Source organism: Microcoleus sp. S36b_A4 (genome assembly GCF_036700645.1).
Classification (GTDB): domain Bacteria; phylum Cyanobacteriota; class Cyanobacteriia; order Cyanobacteriales; family Microcoleaceae; genus Microcoleus.
In genome coordinates, this window is sequence record NZ_JAUBPI010000019.1 from 1 (window position 1) to 13358 (window position 13358).

At 46.8% G+C, this 13358-nt stretch carries 10 protein-coding genes; 2 read left to right on the forward strand and 8 right to left on the reverse strand.

Annotated features, from left to right (window positions below):
- Positions 1 to 58: 58 nt before the first annotated feature.
- Positions 59 to 457, reverse strand: a complete 399-nt coding sequence (locus QUA03_RS08455; protein WP_333211232.1) for an amidase — start codon at positions 455 to 457, stop codon at positions 59 to 61.
- Positions 458 to 803: 346 nt separating this feature from the next.
- Between QUA03_RS08455 and QUA03_RS08460 the strand changes: the two genes are divergently transcribed.
- Complete coding sequence (locus QUA03_RS08460; RefSeq protein WP_333211233.1) at positions 804 to 2057, forward strand: S-layer homology domain-containing protein; 1254 nt, start codon at positions 804 to 806, stop codon at positions 2055 to 2057.
- 128 nt (positions 2058 to 2185) lie between these two features.
- On the opposite strand, the gene QUA03_RS08465 is transcribed toward QUA03_RS08460, so the two are convergent.
- From QUA03_RS08465 to QUA03_RS08495, 7 genes are all read right to left on the reverse strand, one after another.
- The gene (locus QUA03_RS08465) at positions 2186 to 2695 is read right to left on the reverse strand and encodes a pentapeptide repeat-containing protein (RefSeq protein WP_333211235.1); all 510 of its coding nucleotides are present in this window, start codon (positions 2693 to 2695) and stop codon (positions 2186 to 2188) included.
- Positions 2696 to 2787: 92 nt separating this feature from the next.
- The gene (locus QUA03_RS08470; RefSeq protein ID WP_333211237.1) at positions 2788 to 4137 is read right to left on the reverse strand and encodes an LCP family protein; all 1350 of its coding nucleotides are present in this window, start codon (positions 4135 to 4137) and stop codon (positions 2788 to 2790) included.
- A gap of 14 nt (positions 4138 to 4151) precedes the next feature.
- The gene (locus tag QUA03_RS08475; protein ID WP_333211239.1) at positions 4152 to 4499 is read right to left on the reverse strand and encodes a DUF6717 family protein; all 348 of its coding nucleotides are present in this window, start codon (positions 4497 to 4499) and stop codon (positions 4152 to 4154) included.
- Positions 4500 to 4920: 421 nt separating this feature from the next.
- Positions 4921 to 6096, reverse strand: coding sequence for an aminotransferase class V-fold PLP-dependent enzyme (locus QUA03_RS08480; RefSeq protein WP_333211240.1), 1176 nt, complete (start codon positions 6094 to 6096; stop codon positions 4921 to 4923).
- 91 nt (positions 6097 to 6187) lie between these two features.
- On the reverse strand, positions 6188 to 6793 hold the full coding sequence (locus tag QUA03_RS08485) for a molybdenum cofactor guanylyltransferase (protein WP_333211242.1): 606 nt from the start codon (positions 6791 to 6793) through the stop codon (positions 6188 to 6190).
- Between the two features lie 306 nt (positions 6794 to 7099).
- Positions 7100 to 8164 (reverse strand): anthranilate phosphoribosyltransferase family protein, encoded by a 1065-nt coding sequence (locus QUA03_RS08490; protein ID WP_333211243.1) that lies wholly within the window; start codon positions 8162 to 8164, stop codon positions 7100 to 7102.
- A gap of 189 nt (positions 8165 to 8353) precedes the next feature.
- On the reverse strand, positions 8354 to 9328 hold the full coding sequence (locus QUA03_RS08495; RefSeq protein ID WP_333211244.1) for a LysR family transcriptional regulator: 975 nt from the start codon (positions 9326 to 9328) through the stop codon (positions 8354 to 8356).
- Between the two features lie 616 nt (positions 9329 to 9944).
- Here QUA03_RS08495 and QUA03_RS08500 point away from each other — a divergent pair.
- Entirely contained in the window at positions 9945 to 13358 is a 3414-nt protein-coding gene (locus tag QUA03_RS08500; RefSeq protein WP_333211246.1) for a PAS domain S-box protein, read from the forward strand.

The window sequence follows — 13358 nt, forward strand, 5'->3', positions numbered from 1 at the left end:
TCTGACCAGTTTTTTTTCAACAATTCTCTAAAAGCCTCTTGACAAAAGACTTACAGTCTTAACTTGTCACCAATGGTTCCGCCATGTTGGTTTTTCCCATGATGACAGCACCTGCTGCCCGCAATCTCGCAACAGCAGTTGCATCCTGTTGAGGGACATAATCTTTGAGGGGAATATAGCCTGCTGTGGTGCGGAGTCCGGCTGTTTCAAAAATGTCTTTAATCGTGATGGGAACCCCATGTAAAGCACCCCAGTTTTCTCCTCTGGCTAGGGCTTCATCGGCAAGTCTTGCTCTAGTACGAGCATTGTCTTCATCCAGCGTACAAATGGCGTTTAATTGCGAGTTGTGCTTTGCGATTTGAGTAAGGTAAGCGTCGAGAACTTCGACGGCAGAGACTTCGCGATCGCGAATCATTCGCGCTAGCTGATGGGCAGAGGCAAACGTCAGGCTACTCATAAGCAACAAACAGGTATTTCTCGATCGAGTCAATTATATTCACTTTTAGTTAATATAGTTAACTAATATCAAACGGCTTTGTCCCTAAATCCTGTTAATTGCCGACACAAGGTAGATAAGGGAGATAAGCAACATAAGGATTTTAAGGAATTTAAGCATTTTAAAATCCCCCAAAAAGCATCAAAATATTTATTTTAAAAGACCGTATCTTCCCCGCTTAAGAAGTAAAAATCTTCAATAATGATTACATAACTGAGGGAAAGAGCAAGTTAGGCAGTAATTAATCAGCCTATCAAAAACTGAGTTATCCTCAATAAAAAAATTGTGTAAATTGGAGAATCAAAAAATGTCTGTATTACATCGCATCAAATCCGGTACATCTGTTTTATTAACCTTGGGAACAGTTGCCGGAACCGCAGCACCGATGCTAGCTCCCGCGCCTTCTTTTGCTCAAACAGCTTTTTCGGATGTTAATAATAACTACTGGGCAAAAGATTTTATTCAAGATTTGTCCGAAAGAGGAATTATCAAAGGATTTCCCGATGGCAGTTTTCGCCCGGATGCACCGGTAACGCGGGCTGAATTTGCGGCTATGATCCGTTCGGTGAAAAAGGCAAAAACCCGCGGTGCTGTAAGGTTTGCCGATGTTCCGTCTAATTTTTGGGCAAGCGGGGCGATCGCCGAAGCTTACGAAATGGGATGGATGTCTGGCTATCCCGGCAATGTTTTCAGGCCGACACAGCAGATTCCTCGCGTTCAAGTTGTAGTCGCTTTAAATAACGGCCTGGGCTATGAGCCTACGTGCGATTTTCAAGATGTTCTCAGCTACTATAATGATGCGGGTGAGATTCAAACTTATGCTGTCAAAAGCGTTGCTGCTGCTACTGAAAAACAGTTAGTTGTCAGCTATCCTAATCCTAAATCTCTCAAGCCGAACAAGTCAGCAACGCGAGCTGAAGTAGCTGCTTTTATCTATCAAACATTAGTGAGTACCAATCAAGCAAGAGCAATTAATTCTCCTTACATTGCTAAGATTGATGTTAGCGAGTCTGTTGCTGTGAAAATTCCCAGGGGGGTGACTATCCCCATCGAGTATGCAAAAGGCAAGATTTTGCTCGCCCCTAATGACAAGTCTCCGATTACGCTGACTGTTGCTTCGGATATCACGGGAAGTAATGGCCAAGTGCTGATACCGGAAGGCTCGAAAATTAGCGGCGAATTGCGATCGACTACTTCGGGCGTTCAGTTTGTGGCTCAAGAATTAAGTATCATCAATGGCAGCAGAGTGCCTCTCAATGCCACTTCGCAAGTGATTACTAGGAAAGAAACTGTTACGAAAGGCGTTAATGTTGGTAATCTGGTTAAGAATACGGCGTTGGGTGCAGCAGCAGCGGCGGCGATCGCAGGTGTTACGGGCGATCGGGCGATCGCGACTGAAGAGGTGCTCGGCGGTGCGGGAATCGGGACTTTGATCGGGGTGTTTTTGGGCAGAGATAAAGTCGATTTGTATGCTGTTAATCCTGACACCGATTTAGATTTGCTGTTGAATTCCGATTTGGTAGTTGGTACTGCCAGCACAGGCATTTGTAGCGCTCGATAGAGCCGATACTTGGAAATTTCCTCAAACCCCTCGCCTTGCAGGAGAGGGGTTTTAATGTGTGTATTTTACCTTGCTACAGGTGCATCTAATCAAATAATTAGCCAGGGATTTTCTTTAAGTGTGAATTCCTACGGACATCCCAAACTTTCGCGAGTAGAAACTCCCGTCACGGGATTGACACCATCTGCTTTCTCGCACAGGAGAGTCACTTGATAAGCGTCGATAATCGCGTCAGTAAAATCAGCGCCGGAAATTGCAGCATCAAAAAACCGAGTTCGAGTCATGATTGCCTCGGAAAAATTAGCATTTGTCAAATTAGCGCCGTCGAATGTAACTCTATCTGCCAAAGCACCGGAGAGGTTTGCACCTGACAAGTTGGCATTTAGTAAAACTCCCTTAGTCAAAATCGCATTAGTTAAATCAGCACCTTGAAAATTGGTTCCCCGCATTTCAGCAGCGACAAATGTTCCCCCCGCTAAATCAGAGTTGGAAAAATCGCGATCGGACAAATTAATGTTTGTGTAATTAATATTTGTTTTCGGTAGGGCAAATGCCGGAGTAGCACTCAGCAGCACCCACCCAACAGCCAACACTAAACTTAAAAACAGGCTCAGGAATATTCGGAAAACGCTTTTCATAATGATGGGAATGGGGAATGGGGCATAGTTGACTGTTGACGGTTGACTGTTGACTGTTGACAACTAACAACTGACAACTAACAACTGACTAATTAAAATCGCTTTACCCAATCTTCGCCAACCCGAAGTGTCAAGTCAGAATTAATTTCACCCGTAGAAGATGCTTCTAGTTTACCGCCACCTAACTCTTTTTGCAGTAGATTGGCTGCCTCTAAATCGCCTTGCTGAACAATAATTTGACTTTGACGCTGCTTCTGGGGCGCATCCTGCACTACAGATACATTAAAAAAGCCCTTTTTTGTGAGAAATTCAGCAACGTTTTTTGCGGTTGTCGGTTTGCTAGAAGCGTTTTGGACAGATATTTTGAGGTTTTTGGGCAACAGGGACTCGCTGGGATTGCGAATTCGTCCTTGTTCAAAATCCGGCACACCCAGGTTCAAATATTGTGTCATAATGCGATCGCGCCCCAGCGCATCTACAATCCAATAACTCCTCAAATCCCCTGTTTCTGAACTAGAACGTCCAGGCAACATTACCATTTTAAAATTATCTCGCTCCAATTGCAAACCGAAATTTGCCAGCGTCAATATTTCCTCATAATTTAGGTTTGTATCCACATATTTTTGCATCAATCGAACAATTTGTGGCAAGCGCACCAATACTGATGGACTTGCGAGGCGGTCCCGAATAGCTTGAATTAAAGATTGCTGCCGCTGAATGCGGCCGATATCTCCTAAACCATCGTTGCGAAATCGAGCAAATTGTTCTGCTTGTTCTCCGTTGAGAGTTTGCCATCCCTGCCCTAAGTTTATTTTTAACTTTTGAGCGGTATCTGTATAGGACATCGCGCGAGGTACAAATACCTCAACTCCGCCCAACAAATCGACTAATTCCTGAAACGCATTACTGCTGACTCGCACGTATCGTTCAATTTTCGTATTGTTCAGCATACTGCTAACCAATCGCGTCGCCAAAGCTGCTCCTCCTCTAGCATTGGCTTCGCTAATTTTGCTGAAGCTAATTCCGGGCTCTTCGACTTGAGTATCTCGTGGAACTGAAAGCAAACTAATAGATTTATCTCTAGGATCGAGGTGCAATAAGAGTATGGTATCGCTGCGACCATCAAAAATCTTAGGGGAATTGGCGACAGCTTCCGGCACGCCGTCAATTCCCAATATCAAGATATTAACTGACCGCGACAGGCGGTATCCAGAGCGGTTGGAGGATAGATAGTCAAAGCCAGTCGCCTCTAATACTCTATTGATAATTGGGGGTTCTACGGGAGCTAAAAGGGCGGTAATTGCCCCCAATGTGGCCGAGATGGCGGCTGTGAAAACTAGGAAAAATAGCCCCACTATATACAGGAAGAATTTAGGCTTTTTTCGAGAGATTTGATCGACTGGTTTAACAAAGTCTCTTTTAAAAATTGACAAGTTTTTCATTGACTTGCTGTTGATTATTGCAGTTTTTCAGCTTTGCAGTAAAACTTGGGCGGTGCTTCTGGAAAGTATTTGAACATAGCCGGACACAGCCAGCCTTCGAGATTTTTCGATTCCCACCGATACCAGTTACCGCCGTATTCTGCTTTCAACCACAGCATTTCTGCTTGATATCCGGGAAATGGATTGGCTGAAAATAAAAGTCGGAAACCTTGAGTGGCATTGGGAATGTCTGCGACGAGCACGTTAATCATTTCGGGGACGCCCTGAACAAAAGGTTCTCGGACAAGTCCGACTCGTTCGTCGTCAAAAACCCAGGTGTACTGTTCGCGATAGGGGTAAATTACCATCATGGCATTGGACATGGTATTCGCCTCTTTTCATTTCCTTTTTTTGTCTGCAAAAATGCAAGTGTGGATACATTATATTCTGTTGCGCGGAAGTTGTGCGCTATCCGATTTGACAACCCTGTTTTAAATTAGGAATTTTGGCGGGTTATTTACAAACTTTATTCGGTTTGGGCGGATTGGCGAAGTTTAGGGCTATGGGGCTTTAGATCTATTTTTGTGTGTTTTTTATTTTAGGTAAATAGTATTCTAATCATGGAAATAAAGGGGATTACTGGCATGATTTTTACTATTATGGGGCCTATTTGTATAACCTTTACTACGTTTATAGTAAGGACAAATAGTCTGTATTCTCCCAAACTATGAGAACCGACACCCTAACTACAAACCTATAACTATTTGTAGCTGGGTGTGATGTTTCTTTTCGGGAAGCTCACGCTCAAATTCTCGTCAGCTCAACCAGGGCATTAGCTAAATATTGATACTGCGGCAAAGTATTGTATAACTGAGCCGAAATCCTCACCAACTGCTTGCTAGCATCCGGCCAAGGAATCACCGGAACTTCAATTTTAAAAATCTCCCACAGCGCCTCTTGCAAAGGTGGAATTCCTCCCTTTGCAACCACATCAGACTGGGAGTCTAGCAGCGGCACAACAGCCATCGAACCCACCATTTCATCAGGACAAGGTAGCGACAAATCTAATTTCTCCGCCAATATTTTTCTCCCCGCCAATGCTAAAGCATGATTCTTTGCCCTCAATTCCGGCCAGCCGCCGCTCAACAAAGAACCCATAAAATCAATAGCTACAGGCACGCACAAATAAGGGCTAGGATCGACTGTTCCCATCCAGTCAAATTCTAGCTGAAAGCGCGATTTATCAGCGCGGGGCGAATTAGCACCGTGACTGATTGTAGTTGGCCGAATGGCATCTTGCTTGTCGCGCCGCACGTATAAAAAGCCCGCACCTTTCGGCGCGCACAGCCACTTGTGGCAATTTCCCGTATAATAAGCTGCGCCAATTTCCTCTAAATTCAGTGCTATCATTCCCGGCGCGTGAGCTCCGTCTACCAATACATCCACGCCACGGTTAGCTAACTCGCCCACTAAGTGTTTGATGGGAAAAATTAAACCTGTTTGGCTGACAACGTGGTCTAATAAGGCTAACTTTGTTTGCGGTGAAACGCACTTAATTATTGCTTCAATAACTTGGTCGGGTGACTCAATGGGAAAGGGGACTTCTGCTACTATTACTTTAGCGCCTGTACGCTCGGCTACAAAATTAAGTGTGTTGCGGCAAGCGTTGTATTCCTGATTTGTAGTTAGCAATTCGTCGCCCGGAGAAAAACAGAGCGATCGCAAAACAGCATTTACTCCCGTCGTGGCATTCGGCACAAAAGCCAAGTCCTCCTCAGCCGCACCGAGAAATGCTGCTAACTGATTTCTCGCATTATCCAACAAGGGTTCAAATTCCCGCAGTAAAAAGCGCAATGGTTCTCTTTCCAGTTGTTCCCGAAAAATGGTTTGCGCTTCGAGTACGGGAATCGGACAGGCCCCAAAAGAGCCGTGATTGAGGAAAGTTATATTGCGATCGAGCAACCAATATTGGTTAATCATTAGTAATTAGTAATTAGTCATTAGTCAGTAGTCAGTAGTCAGTAGTCATTAGTCATTAGTCATTAGTCAGTTAACTGTCAACTGTCAACCGTTAACCGTTAACCATTTTACATTTTAATTGCTCAAACTCTTCTAATGTATTGCAATTCGATAACATTACTGCTTCTCGTTCCCCTACAGGTAAAGGGATTGCGGGAATTTGATTTAACCAAACTTGAAAGGAACGTCCCCCTTTGTCAATAAAACTTTGCAAACAGGGCAGAGATTGTTGGCGGTAGAAGCCACACAAAGGCTCCCAGCGCGAATTTTGATAAGGCACAACTGCTAAAGTTGATGGGGGAAATTCTGTTAACTGACTTGCCCAATTTTGAATAATCTGAGCATCCAACAAAGGCAAATCGCAAGCTAACAGTAAAATCCACTCGGCGGCTATTTCTGTCAATCCCTGAGTCAATGCAACCAAAGGGCCGGAGCCCGGATTGTACTCTACCAGAAATTGGGATGTTTCGGTTAAGGTTGATCGATAGCGATCGGGCCAAGCAGTCAGAACATAAACTTCGGGGGTTACAACTGCGGCAACTTCCAACGCACGCTGCAAGAGGGATTTGCCCTCTATTTCCAGTAGAGCTTTATCACTACCCATCCGCGAACTTTGGCCGCCTGCAAGCACAATTACGGCAATTTTATGATTAGTCATTAGTCATTAGTCAGTAGTTAGTAGTCAGTAGTCAGTAGTCAGTAGTCATTAGTCATTAGTCATTAGTCATTAGTCAGTAGTCAGCAGTCAGTAGTCAGTAGTCAGCAGTCAGTAGTCAGCAGTCAGTAGTCAGCAGTCAGTAGTCAGCAGTCAGTAGTTATCGCAAGAATTGCCTGTTTTGAATAGGCCAAATGCCTGTTCCACAATAATTATTGGAGATCTCTAGTAGTCATTAGTCATTAGTCATTAGTTAACTGTCAACTGTCAACTGTCAACTGTCAACTGTCAACTGTCAACTGTCAACTGTCAACTCAAAACACTAACGGCTTGGCTAACTTCCTCAAGTTTTTGCACTACTTGACCGCGACTTAATAAAGTTTCTGCCTCAATCAAACCAGAGTTTATATCCAAACAAACTCCGCTGCGCCACAGATAAAATCCGCCGTTCCAGATAGCGGACTGCATTAATTCCGATGGTTTTCCCAGCAAAACTTCCTGCATTTGTTTGAATAACTCAGGGGCTGATTCAAAGGCAGGATTTGTGTTGCTAAAACCGTAATCTCCGTGAGCTAAAAGCACTCGTTCAAACTCGGCAGCGGGCTTAGCAATGCCGATAATCGCAGTACGATCGCGCGGCAAATCGCAGCTTCCCTCCAATCCTTTGACTGTGGTATAATTTTTGATTCCCCGCAACTCAAAGGCTTTTTGAAACATACCTTCTGTCGGCGGGTGGACGTAGCCTGATATGACGTTAACGTCGCCGGCACAGGGACACCACATCAACTCCATTGTCGAAAAAGGTGGCCGTTTACCAATTTCGCGGCGGTAGGGTACTAAAGCAGCGGCTTGAGGAAAATGTTTGGGAAGGTAAACAAAACCCAAACCCGTATTGTCAAAAACTTGCTGGACTTTTTCTAAACTCAGTTTTCTCCAGTCAACTCCCAAACCGCGCCAAATTTCAATCAAGGGAATGCCTTCCTTGGTTGGCATGGTATCCCCCCCGTGCATGAGGGTTGGGACGCCAGAAGCGGCTAAAATTAGGGCGGTTATTGGGCTAATTGGAGCCGTGCGCGATCGCCCGTCGTAAGCAATGCCAAACACGGCGACGGTAGAGACGGAAAACCCTTTTTCTCGGTTTGGGGGGGCAAGCATAGGCCCCAATTCTTCATAAGCATCGAGCATTCCGGCTAATTCTTCGCCGGTGGGCCGTTTAATGCGGTGGGAAATCATAAAAGCTCCGATTTGAGCCGGTGTTGCTTCCCCCAGCAGCATCATCCGCGTGGCTGCTGCTGCTTCGGAACGAGTTAAGTTTTCTCCTGTGTGTACTCCGCTGCCAATTTTTCGCAGCAATTCTCTAAATGCGTCACTCATAACTTTTGAAGTTGGTAATTGGTAAGGGGTAATTGGTAGTATTTGAACTGTTTTAAATTTAAATTTCAGAATTATCTATTCAAAATTATCGAATTATACCAGTTCCCTAAAAGAAGGCAATTGTTGGAAATATCCAAACCATTATTTCATCAGTCATTCCCAATCTAAAATCTAAAATCTAAAATGGTATTAACTCCCTGATTTTTCTAGCTTGATTACATCAAGTGGTGGCACAAATTCGCGTACCAGATTCCAAAAATGGGCGATCGGCGGAATTTGCATTCGATCGTGAGTTGTCACCAACACTACTTCGCGAGTCCAAGTAGGATCTGCGGCCAATTGACCGATCGTCGAAACCTTGGAATTTGACCGCTCTTGGGCGATCGACCGAATTGCTAAAGTGCGATCGCCCTTCGCGTCCACCAAAGCTGAATGCGGCAGCAAAGCAATCAACTCTCCCTGTCGCACCACACCCCGAAAAGCATCAAGAGTGTTGAGTTCCAAAACAGCATGAAGTTTAGCACCCATGCGTCCAAATTGTTCTTGCACCATCCGCTGCATTCCGTACCCGTCCTTAAACACCACTTGCGGGTAACAAATCAATTCCGGCCAAGGTACTCGATCGTACTGGGCCAGGGGATGACCCGCCGCCATCAACACCTCGATCGGCTCATTGTAGAGCACCTCAACCAACATTTCCGGGGCGTGAGTAAAATGGCGGTTGTTCATCACCACTGCTATGTCCACCAAACCATCTTTGAGGACTTTCAGAGCTCGATCGCTCCCCAGAGAAGTCACCCGCAATTGCACGTCTGGATAGTCACGGCAAAACTTTTGCAGCACAGGCGGCAAATAAGCAGCGCAAACCGAATGAATCGCAGCCACGCAAAGTTCCGGCTGCTTTCCCGCCCGTAAGTCTCCCAATTCTTCAGCAGCATTTCGCCAAGTCTGACAGATTTTGCGAGCGTGAGGTAGCAGGCATTCCCCTCCCACAGTCAGTTTCGCGTGGGCCGTGCGGTGAAACAGCGACAAACCCACTTCCGCTTCTAATCCCTGCACTTGGCGGCTAATAGTCGATTGGGTAACGCCACACTTCCGGGCCGCTTGCTGAAAGCTACCAGTTTCAGCAACTGAAAGAAATGCTTGAAGCTGCTCTAAGCGCATGGAGGTTTAATTCGATAGAGATGGTTTCAGAAATTTTACTGGAAGATAATCTGTGACATTAACCGATTTAGTAGCAGAATTTAGTAGACTTTGATACAGGTACAGATTAGTTTTGATTCCGAGGTCAGAGGCGGGGATGCTGCGATCTAAGCATCAATCTGCTGTGGCAGGATTTCTGAGCCTCCAAGTAGAGGTCGATTCTCCTATATTGAAGGGATTTCTGAATCTGCAAAATTCTCAAAAAATAGATTCCATAAAGATGAATTTATCGAATATTGCCAGTTTCTAGCTAAACCGTTTCAATGAACGGCACTCTAGTAATCCCTTCATCAACAGAGTTTAATTGTTCTGTTTTTCCGTAAGTTGTGAATTCAAAAAATAGCATTTAATTTCGTACCTCTTTGGGAATTATAGTACCTCACTCTCCCTCTACCTCTCAATTAATGTACTAATATTGCAGGCAGGTTAAAGCCTGCTGTGAACTTTCCTCCCCGGACTAAAGTCACTCTTGTTTTCTGTTTTTTTGTGTATAAACTAGAAATTAGCGGGTCAGCAACACAAGTGCAACTAGGAGCGATCGCACAGGAAAGCCGAAATGCTGCCATTTATTAAGATTATGTCATTTAACCACAATTTTATTCCTCAAGATGGCTGTTGCCAGTGGCAACCCCAGTTGATGGGACTGCACGCGGTCAGCGATGTGTTAATTGCCTTGGCTTATTATTCAATTCCAGCACTTCTGACATACTATGCCCGGAAGCAGCGAGAGGTGCCTTTGAGCAAGGGGTTTCTCCTATTGGGAGCCTGGTTTTTCTGCGGCGGGACAACTCACTTGATGCAAGTTTGGATGCTGGTGCATCCCAGCGAATGGCTGTCAAGTTCGATCGCCGCCTTAACCGCTATCATCTCTTTGTGGGCTGTAGCGTCCCTGATACCCTCGATTTCTCAAGTGTTGGCTTTGGCTGGGGCGGCCTCTTTACCAGCAAATACGGCGCTGGAAACCCAAAAGGTCGATCGACTGCAAGCCAACTCTGATATTACAAATTCCGTCGCATCCCCCACAACCGAACTCCAGCAAATTAACCAGCAATTGCTTGCAGAAATAACACAGCGCGAGCGAGTCGAGGATCTCCTGCTTGACACCGTAGGCAAGCTGCAAGAAAGCGAAGAACGCTTCCGCGTTTTTCAGGAATTATCTCTAGACGGATTTAACGTGTTTCGCAGCATTCGTGACGAATCCACAATTGTGGATTTTGAATGGGAATACGTCAATCCCGCAGCGGCAAAAATTCAGCAGAGTACCCCGGGCGAATTAATCGGCAAGCGATTGCTGCAAGTGCTGCCAGGCCATAAAGATAGCGGTTTGTTCGACCGTTACGTCCAAGTTTTAGAAACAGGAATTCCCCTCGATACCGAGATTTATTACAACAGCGAAAGCGAAGGCATTGTCGGCTGGTTTCGGATTATGACCGTTAAATTAGGCGACGGCATTGCTATTTCTTTTGGCGATATTACTGAGCGTAAGCAAGTAGAAGCATCCCTGCGCGAGGCGTTGCAAAAACTCACTTCTCATTTTGAAAATACCCCCCTAGCGGTGATTGAGTGGGATGAAAACTTTCATCTCAGCGGGTGGTCACCGGCGGCACAGAAGATTTTTGGGTGGGAATCAACCGAAGTTTTAGGCAAGCATTTTAGCGAATGGAACTTTATTTGTAAGGGCGATTTTGAAGAGGTAAAATCGGTAATTTATAGTTTAAAAAAACCAGAAAATCGGTGCAATGTAGTTCACAACAGCAATTATAATAAGTCGGGTTCGTTGGTACACTGCGAGTGGTACAATTCGGCTTTTTACAGCGATTCGGGAGAGTTGATATCGGTGCTGTCTCTGGTTTTGGACGTGACGGAACGCTTTAAATTTCTGGAAGTGCTGCGACAGTCTGAAGAGCGGTTTCGGATTGCGGCAGAAAGTGCCAGCGATTTGATTTATGAATGGGATATCGAGACTGACATCGTGCTGTGGTTCGGTCACGTAGACGAACATTTGGAGTACGCAAAAGGCGGATTTCCGAGGACAAGAGCAGCTTGGAACAGTATCTTGCACCCGATCGACCGCGATCGAGTTTTGGCGGCAGTCGATCGGTATTTGACTGCGCCAGACAGTTCTGCCGCCCCATTTTTTCAGGAATACCGCGTTCAGTGCCAAGGGGGCGGCTTACTCCACTGGATCGATCGGGGCAAAGCAGTGCTTGACAAACAAGGCAATCCCTACAAATGGATCGGCGTAATTAGCGACATCACCGCTCGCAAAGAGGCCGAAGAACAGCGGAATTGGGCATTGGCGCGGGAACAGGCAGCCCGCCGCGAAGCCGAAGCCAGCGAACAGTTGTACCGCGTCCTCGCTGAAGCGATCCCGCAAATAGTTTGGACTGCCACAGCCGACGGCTGGTTCGACTACTACAACCAGCGCTGGTTTGAATATACTGGCTTGACGCTGGAGGAAACTCAAGGCTGGGGGTGGCAGCTACCTCTACATCCAGATGACGTGGAAGATGCTGTAGAAAGTTGGAAAACCTCGGTGCAGACGGGGAAGACTTACGAGGTGGAATACCGCTTTAAACGGGCATCTGATGGAGCTTACCGCTGGCATTTGGGTAGGGCATTGCCCGTGCTGGACGCTGAAGGGAAAATTCTCAAATGGTTCGGGACTTGTACCGATATTGACGATCGCCAGCGATCGGCCCAAACAGCCTATTTTAACGCTCAAGCTTTGGCTTTGCTGTCGTCAGCTTCCCTGGATTACGAGAAGGCGCTGCAAGGTTTGGCAGATTTAACAGTACCGGGGCTGGGAGATTGGTGCTGTGTGCATTTGCTTGATGCCGACGGCTCGATCCGCTTGCAAGCAGTTGCTCACTCAGATCCGAGCAAAGTCGCTCTGCTGTGGCAAATCGATCGGCGTATGCCGCTAGACCCCCAGGGACGGCACGGAGTAGCAAAGGTGCTACGGACTGGTGAGTCGAAGCTCTACCCAGAAATACCGCAATGGGTAATCGAGGCGGTTGTGCCCGACAGGGAACTGCAGTTGGTGCTGCGATCCCAATCCCAAGTGCTGTCGGCAATCTGCGTGCCGCTAATCGCTCGCGGGCGGACGCTGGGAGCGATTTCGTTGCTGTGCGGGGAATCTGGCCGTCGCTGCGGGGAGAGCGATTTGGTTTTGCTGGAGGATTTGGCGCGGGATGCCGCGGTGGCGATCGACAATGCGCGGCTTTACCGGGAAGCAGCGGAGGCCAACCGGATTAAAGACGAGTTTTTGGGAACGCTTTCTCACGAGTTGCGGACGCCTCTGAACGCAATTTTGGGCTGGGCGCAGATGCTGCGGCAGCGCCAAATGAGTGCCGAAAAAACGGCTGTCGGTTTGGAGACTATTGAGCGAAACGCGCGGTTGCAGACTCAGATGATTGAGGATTTGCTGGACGTTTCCCGGATTGTCAGCGGCAAAGTGTGTTTGAAGCTGTTCCCGGTGGATTTGGTGCGGATTGTAGAAACAGCGCTGAAGACGCTGAGCCCTGATGCTGAAGCTAGGGGAATTGAATTGGTGAGTTTTTGTGGCGAAGGGGTGAGCTTGGTGAAGGGCGATGCTACTCGTTTGCAGCAGGTGGTGTGGAATTTGCTCTCGAATGCTATTAAGTTTACGCCGCCGTCGGGTCGCGTGGAAATAAGGCTCTCGGAGGATGGGGAACCGGGAGCAGCGGCTGGCGCCATATTGTCTGGGCCGTCTCCGGTGCACTCTGTTTCGATCGTTGTCAGCGATACGGGAATTGGCATCAGCAAGGAGTTTTTGCCCTTTGTGTTCGATCGCTTCCGCCAAGCTGACAGCACTTCTACGCGCAATTACGGCGGTCTGGGACTGGGATTGGCGATCGTCCGCCATCTCGTGGAACTCCACGGCGGCAGTGTCTGGGCCGAAAGTTCAGGGGAAGGACTCGGATCGACTTTCGGAGTGCGGCTGCCAATCATCAATAACAACAGTTAA

Excerpts from the sequence above, each read along its gene's own strand:
- QUA03_RS08455 (WP_333211232.1), bottom strand. The coding sequence starts at position 457 with ATGAGTAGCCTGACGTTTGCCTCTGCCCATCAGCTAGCGCGAATGATT.
- QUA03_RS08460 (WP_333211233.1), top strand. The coding sequence starts at position 804 with ATGTCTGTATTACATCGCATCAAATCCGGTACATCTGTTTTATTAACC.
- QUA03_RS08465 (WP_333211235.1), bottom strand. The coding sequence starts at position 2,695 with ATGAAAAGCGTTTTCCGAATATTCCTGAGCCTGTTTTTAAGTTTAGTG.
- QUA03_RS08470 (WP_333211237.1), bottom strand. The coding sequence starts at position 4,137 with ATGAAAAACTTGTCAATTTTTAAAAGAGACTTTGTTAAACCAGTCGAT.
- QUA03_RS08475 (WP_333211239.1), bottom strand. The coding sequence starts at position 4,499 with ATGTCCAATGCCATGATGGTAATTTACCCCTATCGCGAACAGTACACC.
- QUA03_RS08480 (WP_333211240.1), bottom strand. The coding sequence starts at position 6,096 with ATGATTAACCAATATTGGTTGCTCGATCGCAATATAACTTTCCTCAAT.
- QUA03_RS08485 (WP_333211242.1), bottom strand. The coding sequence starts at position 6,793 with ATGACTAATCATAAAATTGCCGTAATTGTGCTTGCAGGCGGCCAAAGT.
- QUA03_RS08490 (WP_333211243.1), bottom strand. The coding sequence starts at position 8,164 with ATGAGTGACGCATTTAGAGAATTGCTGCGAAAAATTGGCAGCGGAGTA.
- QUA03_RS08495 (WP_333211244.1), bottom strand. The coding sequence starts at position 9,328 with ATGCGCTTAGAGCAGCTTCAAGCATTTCTTTCAGTTGCTGAAACTGGT.
- QUA03_RS08500 (WP_333211246.1), top strand. The coding sequence starts at position 9,945 with ATGTCATTTAACCACAATTTTATTCCTCAAGATGGCTGTTGCCAGTGG.